General features: G+C 46.5%; 20 protein-coding genes. 17 read left to right on the top strand and 3 right to left on the bottom strand.

Going from position 1 to position 15,711, the window contains the following annotated elements:
• Nucleotide 1 precedes the first annotated feature (1 nt).
• Complete coding sequence (locus ACOSVP_RS08040; protein WP_487346980.1) at nucleotides 2-958, bottom strand: calcium/sodium antiporter; 957 nt, start codon at nucleotides 956-958, stop codon at nucleotides 2-4.
• 167 nt (nucleotides 959-1,125) lie between these two features.
• Here ACOSVP_RS08040 and ACOSVP_RS08035 point away from each other — a divergent pair, with 167 nt between their 5' ends.
• From ACOSVP_RS08035 to ACOSVP_RS07990, 10 genes are all read left to right on the top strand, one after another.
• A complete protein-coding gene (locus tag ACOSVP_RS08035; RefSeq protein ID WP_487346979.1) occupies nucleotides 1,126-1,923 on the top strand; it encodes an ATP-binding cassette domain-containing protein in 798 nt (265 codons plus the stop codon).
• Nucleotides 1,923-2,705: a lipid asymmetry maintenance ABC transporter permease subunit MlaE gene (mlaE, locus tag ACOSVP_RS08030; protein WP_487346978.1), complete on the top strand. Its 783-nt coding sequence runs from the start codon at nucleotides 1,923-1,925 to the stop codon at nucleotides 2,703-2,705. The genes ACOSVP_RS08035 and mlaE overlap by 1 nt, the downstream gene beginning before the upstream one ends.
• A gap of 2 nt (nucleotides 2,706-2,707) precedes the next feature.
• Nucleotides 2,708-3,169 carry an outer membrane lipid asymmetry maintenance protein MlaD gene (mlaD, locus tag ACOSVP_RS08025; RefSeq protein WP_487346977.1) on the top strand — a complete coding sequence of 154 codons (462 nt, stop codon included), beginning with the start codon at nucleotides 2,708-2,710 and terminating at the stop codon, nucleotides 3,167-3,169.
• Nucleotides 3,169-3,792 (top strand): MlaC/ttg2D family ABC transporter substrate-binding protein, encoded by a 624-nt coding sequence (locus tag ACOSVP_RS08020; protein WP_487346976.1) that lies wholly within the window; start codon nucleotides 3,169-3,171, stop codon nucleotides 3,790-3,792. The genes mlaD and ACOSVP_RS08020 overlap by 1 nt, the downstream gene beginning before the upstream one ends.
• Nucleotide 3,793: 1 nt before the next feature.
• Nucleotides 3,794-4,066, top strand: a complete 273-nt coding sequence (locus tag ACOSVP_RS08015; protein WP_487346975.1) for a hypothetical protein — start codon at nucleotides 3,794-3,796, stop codon at nucleotides 4,064-4,066.
• Nucleotides 4,067-4,176: 110 nt separating this feature from the next.
• Nucleotides 4,177-4,413: a BolA family protein gene (locus ACOSVP_RS08010; protein WP_487346974.1), complete on the top strand. Its 237-nt coding sequence runs from the start codon at nucleotides 4,177-4,179 to the stop codon at nucleotides 4,411-4,413.
• Nucleotides 4,414-4,430: 17 nt separating this feature from the next.
• On the top strand, nucleotides 4,431-5,693 hold the full coding sequence (gene murA / locus ACOSVP_RS08005; protein WP_487346973.1) for a UDP-N-acetylglucosamine 1-carboxyvinyltransferase: 1,263 nt from the start codon (nucleotides 4,431-4,433) through the stop codon (nucleotides 5,691-5,693).
• A gap of 1 nt (nucleotide 5,694) precedes the next feature.
• The gene (gene hisG / locus ACOSVP_RS08000) at nucleotides 5,695-6,333 is read left to right on the top strand and encodes an ATP phosphoribosyltransferase (RefSeq protein ID WP_067207315.1); all 639 of its coding nucleotides are present in this window, start codon (nucleotides 5,695-5,697) and stop codon (nucleotides 6,331-6,333) included.
• 6 nt (nucleotides 6,334-6,339) lie between these two features.
• Nucleotides 6,340-7,650 carry a histidinol dehydrogenase gene (hisD, locus tag ACOSVP_RS07995; protein ID WP_487346972.1) on the top strand — a complete coding sequence of 437 codons (1,311 nt, stop codon included), beginning with the start codon at nucleotides 6,340-6,342 and terminating at the stop codon, nucleotides 7,648-7,650.
• Nucleotides 7,651-7,663: 13 nt separating this feature from the next.
• Nucleotides 7,664-8,200, top strand: a complete 537-nt coding sequence (locus tag ACOSVP_RS07990) for an SRPBCC family protein (RefSeq protein ID WP_487346971.1) — start codon at nucleotides 7,664-7,666, stop codon at nucleotides 8,198-8,200.
• A gap of 1 nt (nucleotide 8,201) precedes the next feature.
• On the opposite strand, the gene ACOSVP_RS07985 is transcribed toward ACOSVP_RS07990, so the two are convergent.
• Nucleotides 8,202-9,266, bottom strand: coding sequence for a S1C family serine protease (locus ACOSVP_RS07985; RefSeq protein ID WP_487346970.1), 1,065 nt, complete (start codon nucleotides 9,264-9,266; stop codon nucleotides 8,202-8,204).
• Between ACOSVP_RS07985 and ACOSVP_RS07980 the strand changes: the two genes are divergently transcribed.
• Nucleotides 9,265-10,026: a Nif3-like dinuclear metal center hexameric protein gene (locus tag ACOSVP_RS07980; protein WP_487346969.1), complete on the top strand. Its 762-nt coding sequence runs from the start codon at nucleotides 9,265-9,267 to the stop codon at nucleotides 10,024-10,026. The two genes, ACOSVP_RS07985 and ACOSVP_RS07980, sit on opposite strands and share 2 nt — an antisense overlap.
• A 91-nt stretch (nucleotides 10,027-10,117) precedes the next feature.
• Here the strand turns inward: ACOSVP_RS07980 and ACOSVP_RS07975 are convergent, their stop codons facing one another.
• Entirely contained in the window at nucleotides 10,118-10,558 is a 441-nt protein-coding gene (locus tag ACOSVP_RS07975) for a ZapG family protein (RefSeq protein ID WP_487346968.1), read from the bottom strand.
• 130 nt (nucleotides 10,559-10,688) lie between these two features.
• Here ACOSVP_RS07975 and zapE point away from each other — a divergent pair, with 130 nt between their 5' ends.
• The 6 genes from zapE (at nucleotide 10,689) to ACOSVP_RS07945 (ending at nucleotide 15,612) form a co-directional block, all read left to right on the top strand.
• On the top strand, nucleotides 10,689-11,798 hold the full coding sequence (gene zapE / locus ACOSVP_RS07970; RefSeq protein WP_487346967.1) for a cell division protein ZapE: 1,110 nt from the start codon (nucleotides 10,689-10,691) through the stop codon (nucleotides 11,796-11,798).
• 159 nt (nucleotides 11,799-11,957) lie between these two features.
• Nucleotides 11,958-12,386 (top strand): 50S ribosomal protein L13, encoded by a 429-nt coding sequence (rplM, locus tag ACOSVP_RS07965; protein WP_487346966.1) that lies wholly within the window; start codon nucleotides 11,958-11,960, stop codon nucleotides 12,384-12,386.
• 15 nt (nucleotides 12,387-12,401) lie between these two features.
• Nucleotides 12,402-12,794, top strand: coding sequence for a 30S ribosomal protein S9 (rpsI, locus tag ACOSVP_RS07960; RefSeq protein WP_487346965.1), 393 nt, complete (start codon nucleotides 12,402-12,404; stop codon nucleotides 12,792-12,794).
• Between the two features lie 201 nt (nucleotides 12,795-12,995).
• The gene (gene petA / locus ACOSVP_RS07955; protein WP_487346964.1) at nucleotides 12,996-13,592 is read left to right on the top strand and encodes a ubiquinol-cytochrome c reductase iron-sulfur subunit; all 597 of its coding nucleotides are present in this window, start codon (nucleotides 12,996-12,998) and stop codon (nucleotides 13,590-13,592) included.
• Nucleotides 13,592-14,827, top strand: a complete 1,236-nt coding sequence (locus ACOSVP_RS07950) for a cytochrome b (RefSeq protein WP_487346963.1) — start codon at nucleotides 13,592-13,594, stop codon at nucleotides 14,825-14,827. The genes petA and ACOSVP_RS07950 overlap by 1 nt, the downstream gene beginning before the upstream one ends.
• Complete coding sequence (locus ACOSVP_RS07945) at nucleotides 14,827-15,612, top strand: cytochrome c1 (RefSeq protein WP_487346962.1); 786 nt, start codon at nucleotides 14,827-14,829, stop codon at nucleotides 15,610-15,612. The genes ACOSVP_RS07950 and ACOSVP_RS07945 overlap by 1 nt, the downstream gene beginning before the upstream one ends.
• Nucleotides 15,613-15,711 lie beyond the last annotated feature (99 nt).

Here is a 15,711-nt window from a genome sequence, read left to right as displayed (position 1 = left end):
GTTATCCATTAATAGTGAGTAAATATAGGTAGCCTGCATAGCCACCTAGTAATGGTAACGCAAACCAGCGTGGAATGCTGAAACTACGGTGTTTGGAATAAATAATAACGGCCAAAGCGAACAGCAAGGTAAAGCCAAGCATCCACCAGTAATCTCGACTTAAGATGGTTTCATCCACTAAGCCAGGAGCCAGCAATGCTGGAAGAGGTAGTACTGTCGCTAAGTTAAAGATGTTCGAGCCTAGAACGTTGCCAATGGCGATGTCATGGTGGCCTTTGCGTACACTGGTAATCGACGCGGCAAGCTCGGGTAGGCTGGTGCCGATCGCAACAATCGTCAAGCCAATGATTAGGTCAGATACGCCCAAGGCTGAAGCAATGCCGATCGCCCCCCAAACTAACAATTTAGAACTGCCAATTAACACTGCTAAGCCTAATCCTGAGATAAGCAAAGAGTGCGCAACGCTACTGCCGTCGTCCTCAGGCAAGTCTTCAGTTAGCTCATCTTCTAAATTACTAGAGTTCTTTAGAAGGATATAAAGCACTACGATAAACACCGCGATTAGGATAATACCATCCATAATACTAAGGTTTTGATCGATCATCAGTACGCCGGCTAACACTGTCACGGCTAGCACTAAAGGGATCTCTTTTTTGACTAGACCGCCATTGATAGGAACCGCTGCCAATAACAAGGTGGTGCCAAACACAAGGCCAATATTGGCAATGTTTGAGCCAATAACGTTACCAATTGCGATGCCTGGTGCGTTGTCGAGTGCAGCGATAGCGGATACCACCATTTCTGGTGCGGAAGTGCCAAGGGCGACCAGTGTAATACCGATGACGATGGGGCTGACATTAAGCTTCTCAGCCACAAGTGCGGCGTGTTCGATAAATTTATCGGAGCTTAGTACGAGTAAGATTAAGCCAGCGATTAACGCTGCAGAAAACAAGAGCATCTAAAGTTTACCTGATGATATGTGAGAGAGTTTTGTAAAACGCCCCATTTAATGTGGTTTATTCAAGGATTTCAAGACTTGCATGCAGGCAAAGCCAAATAGATGGCGTATCTTTTACTTTTTGGCGGTGCTAGTATCCGTCCGTTTTTTTCAGCAGGGAGTCGTCTATGGAAGTCTATATTGACGTTAAAAACTTGTCTTTTTATCGCGGTAATCGTGCGATTTATGACGATGTCACCTTGCAAATCCCGAAAGGTAAAATCACCGCTATCATGGGCCCAAGTGGCGTGGGTAAGACGACGCTATTGCGTTTGATCGGCGGTCAGGTGATACAAGACTCCGGCACGCTAACGGTTGATGGTGTTGATATCGCTGCGGCCTCACGCAAAGAATTGTTCGAAGCGCGCCGCAAAATGGGCATGCTATTTCAAAGTGGTGCTTTATTTAGTGATATGAGTGTGTTTGAGAATGTGGCATTGCCGCTACAAGAATACACTTCCTTCGATAAAGACATGATCCGCGATATCGTGCTGATGAAGCTACAAAGTGTTGGTCTTCGTGGCGCTGCGGATTTAATGCCGTCGGAATTGTCGGGTGGTATGGCGCGTCGTGCGGCGTTAGCCCGTGCTATTGCGTTAGATCCGGATCTGGTGATGTATGATGAGCCGTTTGCTGGCCAAGACCCTATTTCAAAAGGGGTGTTGGTGGAGCTTATTCAGCGCCTCAACAGTGCTGCGAACATGACCAGTGTTCTGGTGTCGCACGATGTGGAAGAGTCATTAAGTATTGCTGATCATGTGGTTTTGTTGTCTGGTCGAACGGTTATTTTATCGGGAACGCCAGAAGAAGTGCGTAGTTCTACTGATGAACGTGTCGTGCAGTTTCTGCAAGGGCAGGCGGATGGGCCTGTTGCGTTTCATTACCCCGCACAGGATTACCGTGAACAATTGTTGGAGCGTAATTAATGGCAGTGTTTAAGTATCTTCTTGCCAGTATCTACGGATTTGTTGATGCCTTTGGTCAAGCTGGAATTTTCTTGTTTCAGACTTTGTTCCGTGTTCCGGTGCGCTTTAATGAAGCGATGCGTTTGTATATTCGTCAAGTGTATTCGGTGGGCGTACTGTCACTGATTATCATCGTCGTGTCTGGTGCCTTTATCGGTATGGTGCTGGCTCTTCAGGGCTACACAATTTTGACCCGTTATGGTTCCGAAGCCGCCGTAGGTCAACTGTTAGCACTGACTTTATTGCGTGAGCTGGGGCCTGTGGTGACAGGCTTGCTGTTCGCTGGACGTGCTGGTTCTGCGTTAACGGCGGAAATTGGTTTGATGAAAGCGACCGAGCAACTCTCTAGTTACGAAATGATGGGGATTGATCCGTTGCGTCGTGTGATTGCACCGCGTTTATTGGCTGGTATTACTTGTATGCCGATCTTGGCGCTGATTTTCTCGGCGGTTGGTGTGTGGGCAGGTATGATGGTTTCAGTGCAATGGCTAGGTGTGTATGAAGGCTCATTTTGGAGCAGCATGCAGCAATCGGTTTACTTTGATACCGATGTAATGAATGGTGTAATCAAGTCATTTGTATTTGCGATCGCAGTGGTCTGGATTGCTGTGTATCAAGGGTATGTATGTCAGCCGACGTCTGAAGGGATCGGTCGTGCTACCACTCGTACGGTAGTGCTTGGTTCGTTGGCTATTTTAGGTTTGGATTTTCTGCTAACAGCAGCAATGTTTGGAGACTTTTAATAATGAAGGATAATAAAGCTGGCGTATTAGTTGGCCTGTTTATGCTTTTAGGAGCGTTGGCCTTTATTTATTTGGCGCTGCAGGTGAGTGGCTTAGCCTTTAATCAGCGAGCAGAGGGCTACCGAGTGGAGGCCTACTTTGATGATATCGGTGGCTTAACTGATCGCTCTAAAGTGACCATTGCTGGCGTGACGGTTGGTCAAGTGGAAAGCATTGAGTACGACACTGAGTACTACATGGCTAAGGTGACCATGTCGATTTACCCAGATGTAAATAATATTCCGACGGACAGTTCGGTCGCGATCCTAACGAGTGGTTTGATTGGTGAGAAGTATCTAGGTATTTCCATTGGTGCGGATGAAGAAGTGCTAAAAGATGGCGATCAAATCAATGATACGCAGTCTGCTTTGGTGCTTGAGAACCTAATCGGACAGTTTTTAATGAATGCCGGAGGTGGTGAGTAATGCGTAAGTTAATGATGGGTCTTGCGGCAACGCTTATGTTGTTTGCAGGCTCTGTGTTTGCAGCAGCAAATCCTGAGGGTGCTCGTGACGAAGTGTTGCGTGTAGTGGATGATTTTAAAACCAAGATTGTTGATCAGCGAGAAGTGCTTAGCAAAGATTCTCAAAAGCTACAGGAAGCGATGCGTGAAATCATTGCGCCAGTCGTAGATTTTGATGATCTGGCGAAGAAAGTCATGGGCAAATACTATCGTGAGGCGACAGCTGAGCAGTTGGCAGCCTTTGTTAGTGTTACTGAAGGGACTTTGTTAAAGACTTATAGTGCTGCTGTGATCGACTTTGATCCGAGCCGTTTAACAGTGATGCCTTTAGCACGTCAGAAGCCGGGTCGTGAAGTGCGCGTGGATGCTAAGTTCCAAATGTCGGATGGTGCGCCTGTGGACATCGCGTTTTATATGGAGCCAAGCGCAACGGAGCAATGGATGTTGAGCAACGTTGTGATTAACAACATTAACTTTGGTTTGACCTTCCGTAAGCAGTTTGGCGTTATGATGCAGCAGAACGGTAATGACATTGATCAGGCCATTGCTGCGTGGCAGAAGTCGCTAGCGTCTTCGGAGGAGTAGTATGGAACTGCACACCTCCGAACAGGGGTGGCGTTTAACGGGGCGTTATGATGCAGATGACTTATTAAAGATTAAGAAAAAGTTAGCTAAGACAGGAAGTCACGCCTGTAGCTCTTTGGACTTGTCTGAATTAAGCACCATTAATGCCCCAGTCATCGCACTGATGATTGAAATTCGACGCCACAGCGATGCCTTAACCTTAAAAGGGTGTCGAGAAGAGTTTAGAGAAATGTTAAAACTGTATGGTGTCGAGTGCATTTTTCAGTTTGCATAGGAATCGTAAACAGGAGGAAACTCCTGTTTTTGCGTTATAAAGCTGACAAAAAGCTTTTAGGGTAAGGTACAATACCCGCCATAGAACATTGAATAAATATTGGAGTTTTTGTGAACGCCTCCGAAGTGAAAGCTTTATTAGAATCAAAAATTGAAGGCTGCCAAGTTACTACTAACGGTGCTGACTGTAGCTTCCAAATCACTATTGTTGCTGAGGCCTTTGAAGGTCTAAACGCAGTTAAAAGACAGCAGCTTGTTTACTCTCATTTACAAGACGCAATCTCCTCTGGTGCAATCCATGCGATTACCATGAAAACTTACACGCCAGCACAATTCGAAAGTCTTTAAATCTAAGAGAGAAGTAAATGGATAAATTGCTGATTACTGGCGGTAATACTCTAAACGGAGTTGTGCGTGCGTCAGGAGCAAAAAATGCTGCACTACCAATTCTTGCTGCGACACTGCTTACCAAAGATCTAATCACCATCAAAAATCTGCCACACCTACATGACATCACAACTATGTTAGAACTGCTTGGTTCTATGGGGTGTGGCGTGGTAGTGGACGAGCGTATGAACGTCGAGCTAGATGTGTCTTCATTGGACAACTGTGAGGCGCCTTACGAACTAGTGAAAACCATGCGTGCATCGATCCTAGTGTTGGGTCCTTTGGTGGCACACTTTGGTCGCGCTGTCGTATCTTTGCCAGGTGGTTGTGCCATCGGTAGTCGTCCGGTGGATCTTCACCTACGTGGCCTAGAGGCTATGGGGGCAGACATCGTGGTCGACAACGGTAACATCATTGCCAAAGTAGATGGTCGCTTGAAAGGCGCGCGTATTTTCTTTGATAAAGTTACGGTGACAGGAACTGAGAACCTGTTGATGGCGGCAGCGTTAGCTGAAGGCACAACTATTCTAGAAAACGCTGCGCGCGAGCCAGAAGTTGTCGATTTGGCGGAATGCTTGATCGCGATGGGTGCAAAAATTACCGGTCACGGCACGGACACCATCACGATTGAGGGTGTAGAGCGCTTAGGTGGCACGACTTACTCCGTAATGCCTGACCGTATCGAAACCGGTACCTTCTTGGTAGCTGGTGCGATCACTGGCGGTAAAGTGCGCGTGACGGATACGGATGTCGACAGTCTTGAAGCGGTACTGGTGAAGCTTGAAGAAGCGGGTGCCAAGATCACTTGTGGTGATGACTGGATTGAGTTGGATATGGAAGGGCGTCGCCCTAAATCGGTGAACATTTCGACCGCACCGTACCCAGCATTCCCAACCGACATGCAGGCGCAGATCGTGGCTTTGAACGCGGTAGCGGAGGGCGTTGGTACAGTTATCGAAAACATCTTTGAAAACCGTTTCATGCACGTTAATGAAATGGTGCGCATGGGCGCTGACATTGAGGTCACAGGCAATACCGCAATTGTCCGCGGTAAAGAAAAGCTGAAAGGTGCGCCAGTCATGGCCACAGATTTGCGAGCGTCGGCATCGTTGGTGCTGTCTGCCCTAGTGGCAGAGGGTGAAACCAAAATTGATCGAATTTACCACATCGACCGTGGTTACGAGTGTATCGAGGAAAAACTGGGTGCATTGGGTGCGAAGATATCAAGGGTTCTAAATTAAAATGAGCGAAACCTTAACGATTGCGCTATCGAAAGGGCGTATTTTAGGCGAGACGCTACCTCTGTTAGAGAAGGCGAACATTTATCCTTTAGAAGACATCAGCAAAAGCCGTAAGCTGATTTTTGATACTAACCATGAGCATATCAAGTTGGTGATTCTACGCGCGACGGACGTACCGACTTACGTTGAACATGGCGTAGCGGACTTTGGTGTGGCGGGTAAAGACGTATTGATGGAAGCCAATACCAAGAACCTTTACGAGCTATTGGACCTTAAGATCTCTAAATGTCGTCTGATGACGGCGGGTGTTCAAGGTCAAGAGCTACCAAATCGTCGTCTAAAAGTTGCCTCTAAGTTCACCAAGACTGCGAAAGCGTATTTTGCGGAACAAGGTATCCAAGCCGATGTCATTAAATTGTACGGCGCAATGGAATTAGCACCAATTATGGGTCTGGCTGATTTAATTGTGGATATTGTTGATACAGGTAATACCTTGCGTGCCAACGGTCTTGAAGCACGTGATTTGATCGCGGATATTAGTACTCGATTGGTGGTAAACAAAGCCGCTTACAAAACTAAGTATGAGCACATTCAGCCTATCCTAGATATGTTGAATGGTGCGGTATCTGCTGAGGCTTAGAAGATTATGAAACTAGATATCAGACAGTTTTCGTCAAAAGACGAAGGCTTTCGTCAGGACCTAGATCAGCTGCTTTCTTGGGAAAGTGTGTCTGATGCAAATGTTCAAAAAAGCGTAGAAGACATCGTTAATCGCGTTCGTAAAGAAGGTGATGCGGCGCTGGTTGAGCTAACTAACCGTTTTGACCGTCGTGCTGTGCAATCTGCAGCGGACTTGGTGATTGAGGCGGATGAGCTAGCGAAAGCGGCTGAACGAGTTGATGCTAAGATTGTATCTGCTCTAAAGCAGGCAGCTGAGCGCGTTAAGTCTTACCACGAGCGTCAAATTCAGCCTTCTTGGCAATACGAAGAAGCGAACGGCACTGTGTTGGGTCAGCAAATCACGCCACTTGATCGCGTGGGTGTCTACGTGCCTGGCGGTAAAGCGGCTTACCCATCATCGGTATTGATGAACGTTATGCCTGCAAAAGTTGCGGGTGTGGCTGAAATCGTCATGGTGGTACCGACGCCTGATGACGTGGTAAACGACATTGTATTGGCGGCAGCGCACGTTGCTGGCGTGGATCGTGTGATCACTGTGGGTGGCGCACAAGCGGTAGCGGCCTTGGCTTACGGTACAGAGACTGTGCCGAAGGTCGACAAGATTGTGGGCCCAGGCAATATCTATGTTGCGACGGCAAAACGCATGGTGTTTGGTGCTTGTGGTATCGATATGATTGCGGGTCCTTCGGAAATCCTTGTGGTGAGCGATGGTCAATCGAACCCAGATTGGATTGCCATGGATTTGTTCTCTCAAGCAGAGCACGACGAAGACGCTCAATCTATTTTGATCAGTACCGATGCAGACTTTATTGCGAAAGTGAAAGAGTCGATGGAACGTCAAATCGAAGACATGTCTCGTAAAGAGATTATCAAAACGTCTTTGGAAGGTCGTGGTGCTTTGATTCACGTAGATTCAATGGAAGAAGCCATCGAAGTGGCGAACATTGTTGCGGCAGAGCACTTGGAACTTTCGATTGAAAATCCAGAAGAGTGGGTAGGTAAGATTCGTCACGCGGGTGCGATCTTTATGGGGCGTTACACCCCAGAAGCGCTAGGTGATTACTGTGCCGGCCCAAACCACGTGTTACCAACTTCTGGTACGGCGCGTTTCTCTTCGCCATTAGGTGTGTATGACTTCCAAAAACGTAGCTCAATCATCTACTGTTCGCACGAAGGTGCCAGTGAGCTAGCGAAAATTGCCTCGCCTTTGGCGCGTGGTGAATCGTTGGAAGCGCACGCTGTATCGGCGGAATTCCGCATGATCGACAACGCATAAGAAGGAGTCATCAGTGCAACCCACTCAAGCACTGGTATCTCTGCGTTATATAACCCGCATTGCGGCCGTCATTATATTAGTGGCGGTTGCTGTGGGTTTTTTTCTGCCTTCAGATTATCGTATTGAGCGCAGTGCTGTTGCGCAAAGTGCTCAATATGATTTGGTTCAAGAGCGTTTGATGAACCCAGAGGCATGGACGGATTGGATGTACATCGAATCAGGTAAATTAGTGTTGCAGGAAGGAAGTGTTGTGCTTCAAGAGGGTAACCGTTACTTGATTCAGTATGAGGGTGAGACGGTCAAACAGGGTTCGATTGTGATCGACTCGGTTTCGATGGACGCGATTACCTTTACTGTGCAGCCTAACCAGAAAACGCAGCCGATACCAAATACGTTATATATTGATGTGACCGAAAGCGGTCAGACCCAGTTGCAATGGGTCATAGAAGGTGAGCTAGATGCGGGCTTTTTAAGTCCTTACTTAGCCTTCCTAGCGAACCGAATTGCTGGTGGCAACATCGAAAAAAGCTTATCGAACTTGGTTCAATAAGCTATTGCTCAACTGCCTGCATTGCAGGCAGTTTCTCCACCAAGGCTTGTGTGATAAAGCTTTGCGTACCACGAATCCCCATAATGCTAATACGCTCTCCTGGTTTTAAACTGGACACCAGCTGTTGTGCATCATGCGCACTTAAATCCGTTCGCTTTTCAATAGAAGTTAAGATGTCACCCGCGCGAAGGCCGGCTTTATCGGCTGGCCCTTGTGGTACGACACTGGTGACAATTAATCCGTTTTCGACGGGTAAGTTTAAAGCGATGGCCACTTGAGGGTTATTCTCCTGCACTTGCAGGCCCAAATAGCCTCGAATCACGCTGCCATTCTTAATAATGGATTTCATAATGCTGATAGCATCGTTAATCGGCGTGGCAAAGCCAATCCCTTGTGAGCCGCCAGAGCTAGAATAAATGGCAGAGCTGATGCCTACCAATTTGCCGGTTAGATCAACTAAAGCGCCGCCCGAGTTGCCAGGGTTGATGGCGGCATCAGTTTGTAGAAAGTTTTCGTAGGTATTAAGGCCAATGCTGTCGCGACCTTTGGCGCTGATAATGCCAGCGGTCACCGTTTGACCGATACCAAACGGGTTGCCAATGGCGAGAATTTGATCGCCCACCATCAGTCTGTCGCTATTGCCCAGTGTGATAGGGGATAGCTTATCCAGATCAATCTTTAATACGGCCAGATCGGTAGCGGGATCGGTGCCAATAATTTGCGCGCGAGTTTGTCTTTGATCGTTTAGAGAGACAATAACGGTGCTTGCCCCCTGAATCACGTGATGGTTTGTCAGTACGTAGCCATCTTCCGATATAATAACGCCAGAGCCGAGGTTAGTGATCTTCTGGCTACTGCTATGATTAAAGGGCGAAGTTTGATTGGTGAAGGTATAGATGTTCACTACTGAGTTGGCGGTTTTTGCTGCGGCGCTGGCGAAGCTTTGTCCTGACTCATTCTTATAGTGCTGCCAAAATAAAAACGCAGTTCCGAGCCATAATCCCAGTAGTATCCAAACAAGACTATTACGACTTCTTAAACTATTTAGTGTGTATGGAGTAATCATGAATAAAACAGAACTCGAGAAAAAATTGACGGCATTGTATCAGCCGCGCTTATTTAAAGATTATGCGCCTAATGGTTTACAAGTGGAAGGTAAAGACGAGATTAACAAAATCGTCACTGGTGTGACGGCGTCCATGGCGTTGATCGAGGCTGCCATTGCTAAGCAGGCGGATGCCATCATTGTACATCATGGGTATTTTTGGAAAGGTGAGCGTCCAGAGGTTGTGGGGATGAAGTATCGTCGTCTGTCAGCCTTGATTAAAAATGATATCAATTTATTTGGTTATCACTTGCCGATGGATGCCCATTTATTGGTAGGTAATAACGCCAACTTGGCGCGCGCTTTGGGTGTAGAGTCGCTACGTCCATTGGAATCGGAGAAGCCATTAGAGGAAAGTATCGGTGTGGTGGGCAAGCTTGCTGTCCCCATGTCGCCGCAGGCCTTCCAAGAACTAGTAGAAAATGCGGTAGGTCGCCCAGTATTGTTTGAAGCAGTTTCGGATGCGCCTATTTCTGAGGTGGCACTCTGTACTGGTGGTGCCCAAGGTTACATCGGTAAGGCACTTGCTGCTCAGGCAGACATCTTTATTACCGGTGAGGTATCAGAGCAAACCATTCATACTGCTCGTGAGGAAGGGATTCATTTTTGCGCGGCAGGTCATCATGCTACGGAGTGCTTTGGTCCTCAGGCGTTGGCGCAGCACATCAATGATCATTGGGGCGTGGAATGTGAATTTATCGATATCCCGAATCCAGCATAATGTTTAACAGTTTTTAGGACGGGTCAGCGTTAATAAAAAAGCCTGCTAACTAGCAGGCTTTTTAGGATTAAGATCGTGATCGCAAATGAGCTTAGTATGCTCGGCTTGGCTCTTCGGCTTCTTTGCGGTGTAAACCGTAGTTTTCACTCAGCATGCCTTCATCATCACCAGACTTGGCTGCGTAATCGCGTGGCTGAGCAGTCACTTCTTCAGAATCAGCTTTGTTTTCGCTGGCTACTTCAGGTTTTTCTAGCTCAACCGTTGCTAGAGTCGAAGCGCCTTCAAACACTGCTTTACGGGCATCGGCTAATTTTTTCTCGGCTGCTGCTAGGTGTGCGTTAAGTTGTAAGAAATGATCGTCTGCAAGTACTTGGCGACGTTCCATTTCGTGTTGCATGGCTTCCATTGCAGCGCCAATTTGGTGCTTGTCGTTTGTGCTTTTTTTGCTAAGAGCGCGGAAAATGAGTGCGCCTACAAACCCTACAATGATGCCAGTAACAAAAACGATGATATCGAATACTTCAAGTTCCATGGTTTACTCCCCAAAACATCTGTCTAAATTATAACGGAAATACACCATGGGAAATATAGGGAATAGTGAGGTTTCTGTATCAATTTGATAATATGTCGCAATCTTACATGCAATGGTGTATTCGCAGACAATGACCCCGTTATCGAAATATCAGGAAGACCTAAAACGTTCAGACTTTAACTACGATCCAGCACAAGAAGAAGCGGTTCGCGCTTTACAAGACTTGTATGAGCGAATTGTCGCGAATGGATCAAAACCGTCAAAAACGCAAAAATCTCTGTTTGGCTTCCTTAAGAAAAAGAAACCTGAAATTAATGTTGAGCAAGGGCTTTATTTCTGGGGTGGTGTAGGGCGCGGTAAAACCTACTTGATGGATACTTTCTTTGAGTGTCTGCCGATGGAGCGCAAGCTGCGTCTTCACTTTCACCGCTTTATGCAGATGGTACACCAAGAACTGCGTAAACTGCATGACACGAAAAACCCATTAGAAATCGTTGGCAAACAGATTGCTGAAAAGGCGCAAGTGTTGTGTTTCGATGAGTTCTTCGTAACGGATATTACGGACGCCATGATTCTGGCTGGCCTACTGGAGCAGCTATTTATTAATGGTACTGTGCTTGTAGCAACTTCTAATATCGAGCCAGATGGTCTTTACAAAAATGGTTTGCAGCGTGCGCGCTTCTTGCCTGCCATTGATTTGGTTAATAAGCACACCAAAGTCATGAACGTTGATGGTGGTGTGGATTATCGTCTACGTACCCTTAAACAAGCTAAGCTGTATCACTTCCCACTTACTACAGAAGCAGCGGATGCGTTGAGTGAGCGTTTTTGCAGTCTAGTGGTTAACCAAGACAGTGTGGAAGAGGGTGGTGAAGTCGAGATCGAAGGCCGCAACATCCCGCTATTGCGTAGTTGTGAAGATGTGGCTTGGTTCGATATTAAAGCACTTTGTGATGGTCCTCGTAGTCAAGTGGACTACATTGAGATCGCTAAATTATATTCCACCATCATTATTTCTGGTCTGCCGCAGTTTGATTCGCCACGTGATGATATGGCGCGTCGCTTCATTAACTTGATTGATGAATTCTACGATCGCCATGTGAAGGTGATCATTTCTGCCGAAGTAGCCATCCCAGACATTTATATCGGTACCCGTTTGGCGTTTGAATACGATCGTACCGTAAGTCGATTGCTGGAAATGCAATCAGAAGAATACTTAACGCTTGAGCATCGCCCGTAATTAAGTGCTGAAAGGGCTTTAGTTTTTAAAGTGCTTTGGTTATAATTCGCGCGCTCTTAATTTGAGTATGTGCACGTTATGACTTCGCAATCCGAAGACATAACCAATAATAATAGGTATTGACATGCGCACTGCATGTAAATGATAAAGGGTTTTTTAATGAAAACTTTTACTGCAAAACCTGCTGAAGTACGCCGCGACTGGTTCGTGGTTGATGCTGATGGCAAAACTCTTGGTCGTTTGGCTACAGAAATTGCTCGCCGTCTACGCGGTAAGCATAAAGCAGAATACACTCCTCACGTTGACACTGGTGATTACATCGTAGTTATCAACGCTGAGAAAATCCGTGTAACTGGTAACAAAGCATCTGACAAGAACTACTACCGTCACACTGGTTACCCAGGTGGCCTACGTTCTATGAGCTTTGAGAAGTTGATTGATCACGCTCCAGAGCGCGTTCTTGAAATCGCTGTTAAAGGTATGCTGCCAAAAGGTCCTCTAGGTCGCGCAATGCACAAGAAAATGAAAGTGTATGCTGGCTCTGAGCACCCACACACAGCACAACAGCCACAAGAACTTAACATCTAATACGGGAAGATCATTATGTCAGCTACTCAATACTACGGTACAGGTCGTCGTAAAACGTCTACTGCTCGTGTATTCCTAAAGGCAGGTTCTGGTAACCTAGTTATCAACAACCGTTCTCTAGAGCAATACTTCGGTCGCGAAACTTCTTGCATGGTTGTTCGTCAGCCACTAGAACTAGTTGATGCAACTGAGAAATTTGACGTTTACGTTACTGTAAGCGGTGGTGGTATCTCTGGTCAAGCAGGTGCTATCCGTCACGGTATCACTCGTGCGCTAATGCAATACGATGAGACTCTACGTCGCACTCTACGTTCTGCTGGTTTCGTTACACGTGACTCTCGTCAGGTTGAACGTAAGAAAGTTGGTCTACGTAAAGCACGTCGTCGTCCACAGTTCTCTAAGCGTTAATTTTTTACTACGCTTCGAATTCTTCAAAACGCCTGCAAATGCAGGCGTTTTTTTATGTCTCAAATCAGTGTTTTGTGATTGTGCAAAAATGTTGCCTTGTCACTATAATTTCTTTCCCATAACATCACTTAAAGTATTCAAATCCTTAGTTTTTATATGGATTTGAGCTTGTTGACAGTAAATTGGTGGGAGAGAACCATAATGAGTCAAAGCGGCGTTAATAAGGGCCGTCGTCGATTTCTATTAGGTGCAACTAGCGCAATCGGCGCTGTAGGTGCCGTAGGGATTGCAACGCCTTTTGTTGCCTCATGGAATCCAAGTGCCAAAGCGAAAGCGGCTGGCGCACCGGTGAAGGCCGATATCAGTAAACTAGAAGTGGGTCAGCAGATGATTGTTGAGTGGCGTGGTCAACCTGTGTGGGTTGTTCGCCGATCTAAAGAAACAGTTGCTGATTTATCCAAATTAGACGATCAACTTGCAGATCCATCGTCTGCGGTTGAGCAGCAGCCAACCTACGCACAAAACGAATATCGCTCGATCAATCCTGAGATTGCCGTTTTATTGGGTATTTGTACGCACCTTGGTTGTTCTCCTACCTACCGTCCAGAAATCGCTCCAGAAGACCTTGGCGAAAAATGGCTAGGTGGCTTCCTATGTCCTTGTCACGGTTCCCGTTTCGACCTAGCGGGTCGTGTGTACAAGGGGGTACCTGCTCCGACAAACCTAGTCGTTCCACCACATCGTTTTATTGATGATTCTGTTATCGAAGTCGGTGTAGACACTGGAGGTAACGCATAATGGCTGCAATGAAAGATTTCATGGCTTGGGTAGATGCTCGTCTACCAGTTACACAGGCTTTCGAAAAGCACATGAGTAAATACTACGCACCGAAGAACTTGAACGTTCTTTACTTGTTTGGTGTGTTGTCTTTGTTAGTGCTGGTCAACCAGTTGCTAACCGGTGTTTGGTTAACCATGAGCTACAACCCATCGGCTGAAGGGGCGTTTGCTTCAGTTGAATACATCATGCGTGATGTGGAATACGGTTGGTTAATTCGTTACATGCACTCAACGGGTGCTTCAGCATTTTTCGTGGTGGTGTACCTACACATGTTCCGCGGTTTGCTATACGGATCATACCAAAAGCCACGTGAATTAGTGTGGTTGTTTGGTATGGCGATTTACTTGGCGCTGATGGCAGAAGCTTTCATGGGTTACCTACTACCATGGGGGCAAATGTCATACTGGGGTGCACAGGTAATTATCTCGCTATTTAGTGCGATTCCAATGGTGGGTCCAGATCTAGCGCAATGGGTGCGTGGTGACTACTTGATTTCAGGTATTACGCTAAACCGTTTCTTCTCATTGCACGTGATTGCCTTACCGTTGGTGTTGGTTGCATTGGTGGTTCTTCACTTATTAGCGCTGCACCATGTGGGTTCTAACAACCCGAAAGGCGTGGATATTAAGAAACATAAAGATGAGAACGGTATTCCGCTAGATGGTATTCCATTCCACCCATACTACACAGTGCATGACATTGTTGGTGTGGCGGTGTTCTTGTTTGTGTTCTGTGGTGTGATCTTCTTCTTCCCTGAAATGGGGGGGTACTTCCTTGAGAAACCTAACTTTGAAGCAGCAAATGCACTGAAGACTCCTGAGCACATTGCGCCAGTTTGGTACTTCACGCCATTCTACGCGATCCTTCGTGCGGTCACTTACCCACTGTTTGGTTTGGATGCCAAATTCTGGGGTGTGGTAGCTATGGGTGGTGCAATTGCAGTTTTGTTCGTTCTGCCTTGGTTGGATCGTAGTCCTGTTAAAGCGATGCGCTACAAAGGTTGGATGAGTAAAGTGGCTCTGATCTTGTTTTGTATTAGCTTCGTGACTTTGGGTGTGTTGGGTGTATTGCCTTCTACTGCAGGTCGTACAACGGTCGCTCAAATTGCATCTGTCGTTTACTTTGCGTATTTCTTCCTAATGCCATGGTATACGAAGTGGGAAAGTACTAAACCAGTTCCGGAGAGGGTGTAATGATGAAAAAGATGTTCGCAACAGTGGCGCTGGTGTTTGCGTCGGCGATGACTTTCGCATCCGGTGGTTCTGCGGTTCACTTAGAGCAAATGGCGCCGGATCTGCATGATAAAGCTTCATTGCAGCGTGGTATGCAGGTTTACACAAACTACTGTGCAGGCTGTCATGAAATGGGTTATGCCCGTTATGAGCGTGCTGCTACAGATTTAGGGATTCCAGCCGATTTGTTTGAAGCGAATATGCTTCCTTCAGGCAAAAAGATTGGTGAGCTAATGAAGAATGCTATGGACGGTGGCGATGCTAAAAACTGGTTTGGCGCAACACCTCCTGATCTAACATTGGAAGCGCGTCTGCGTGGTCATGATTGGGTATACACATACCTTAAATCTTTCTACGAAGACAAAACTCGTCCTTGGGGTGTCAACAACACTATCTTCCCAAGTGTGGGTATGCCGAACGTGCTAGAGCATCTGCAAGGTGTTCGTGAAATGACTTGTGCGCAAGCGCCAGCATTGGATGAGCATGGTAAGACAAAATTTGATACACTTACCGGCGATGTTTTAACGGAAGAGCAATGTAACGTGGTAGTGCAGAAGACTGCCGGTCAATTATCTGAAGAAGAATTTGACCAAGTCGCTTACGATGTTACGAATTTCTTAGTGTATATGGGTGAACCAAGCCGTTTACAGGCTGAATCATTAGGCATAAAAGTGTTATTATTTATTGTTCTGTTTGGTATCTTTGCATACCTGTTGAACAAAGAATACTGGCGCGAAATTCATTAATGATTCATTGAGTTTTGCCAAAATGTCCCTCCTTAGGAGGGACATTTACAAATTAGTTTGTTAAGTTAACCCCTTCATGGGGTTTTCGTTGTTTATTGA

This window comes from Marinomonas sp. HM11-D (assembly GCF_057626615.1).
This window is presented reverse-complemented; position numbering and strand designations above follow the sequence as displayed.

Coding starts and splice junctions, on each gene's coding strand:
- ACOSVP_RS08040 (WP_487346980.1), bottom strand. CDS start 958: ATGCTCTTGTTTTCTGCAGCGTTAATCGCTGGCTTAATCTTACTCGTA.
- ACOSVP_RS08035 (WP_487346979.1), top strand. CDS start 1,126: ATGGAAGTCTATATTGACGTTAAAAACTTGTCTTTTTATCGCGGTAAT.
- mlaE (WP_487346978.1), top strand. CDS start 1,923: ATGGCAGTGTTTAAGTATCTTCTTGCCAGTATCTACGGATTTGTTGAT.
- mlaD (WP_487346977.1), top strand. CDS start 2,708: ATGAAGGATAATAAAGCTGGCGTATTAGTTGGCCTGTTTATGCTTTTA.
- ACOSVP_RS08020 (WP_487346976.1), top strand. CDS start 3,169: ATGCGTAAGTTAATGATGGGTCTTGCGGCAACGCTTATGTTGTTTGCA.
- ACOSVP_RS08015 (WP_487346975.1), top strand. CDS start 3,794: ATGGAACTGCACACCTCCGAACAGGGGTGGCGTTTAACGGGGCGTTAT.
- murA (WP_487346973.1), top strand. CDS start 4,431: ATGGATAAATTGCTGATTACTGGCGGTAATACTCTAAACGGAGTTGTG.
- hisG (WP_067207315.1), top strand. CDS start 5,695: ATGAGCGAAACCTTAACGATTGCGCTATCGAAAGGGCGTATTTTAGGC.
- hisD (WP_487346972.1), top strand. CDS start 6,340: ATGAAACTAGATATCAGACAGTTTTCGTCAAAAGACGAAGGCTTTCGT.
- ACOSVP_RS07980 (WP_487346969.1), top strand. CDS start 9,265: ATGAATAAAACAGAACTCGAGAAAAAATTGACGGCATTGTATCAGCCG.
- ACOSVP_RS07985 (WP_487346970.1), bottom strand. CDS start 9,266: ATGATTACTCCATACACACTAAATAGTTTAAGAAGTCGTAATAGTCTT.
- ACOSVP_RS07975 (WP_487346968.1), bottom strand. CDS start 10,558: ATGGAACTTGAAGTATTCGATATCATCGTTTTTGTTACTGGCATCATT.
- zapE (WP_487346967.1), top strand. CDS start 10,689: ATGACCCCGTTATCGAAATATCAGGAAGACCTAAAACGTTCAGACTTT.
- rplM (WP_487346966.1), top strand. CDS start 11,958: ATGAAAACTTTTACTGCAAAACCTGCTGAAGTACGCCGCGACTGGTTC.
- rpsI (WP_487346965.1), top strand. CDS start 12,402: ATGTCAGCTACTCAATACTACGGTACAGGTCGTCGTAAAACGTCTACT.
- petA (WP_487346964.1), top strand. CDS start 12,996: ATGAGTCAAAGCGGCGTTAATAAGGGCCGTCGTCGATTTCTATTAGGT.
- ACOSVP_RS07950 (WP_487346963.1), top strand. CDS start 13,592: ATGGCTGCAATGAAAGATTTCATGGCTTGGGTAGATGCTCGTCTACCA.
- ACOSVP_RS07945 (WP_487346962.1), top strand. CDS start 14,827: ATGATGAAAAAGATGTTCGCAACAGTGGCGCTGGTGTTTGCGTCGGCG.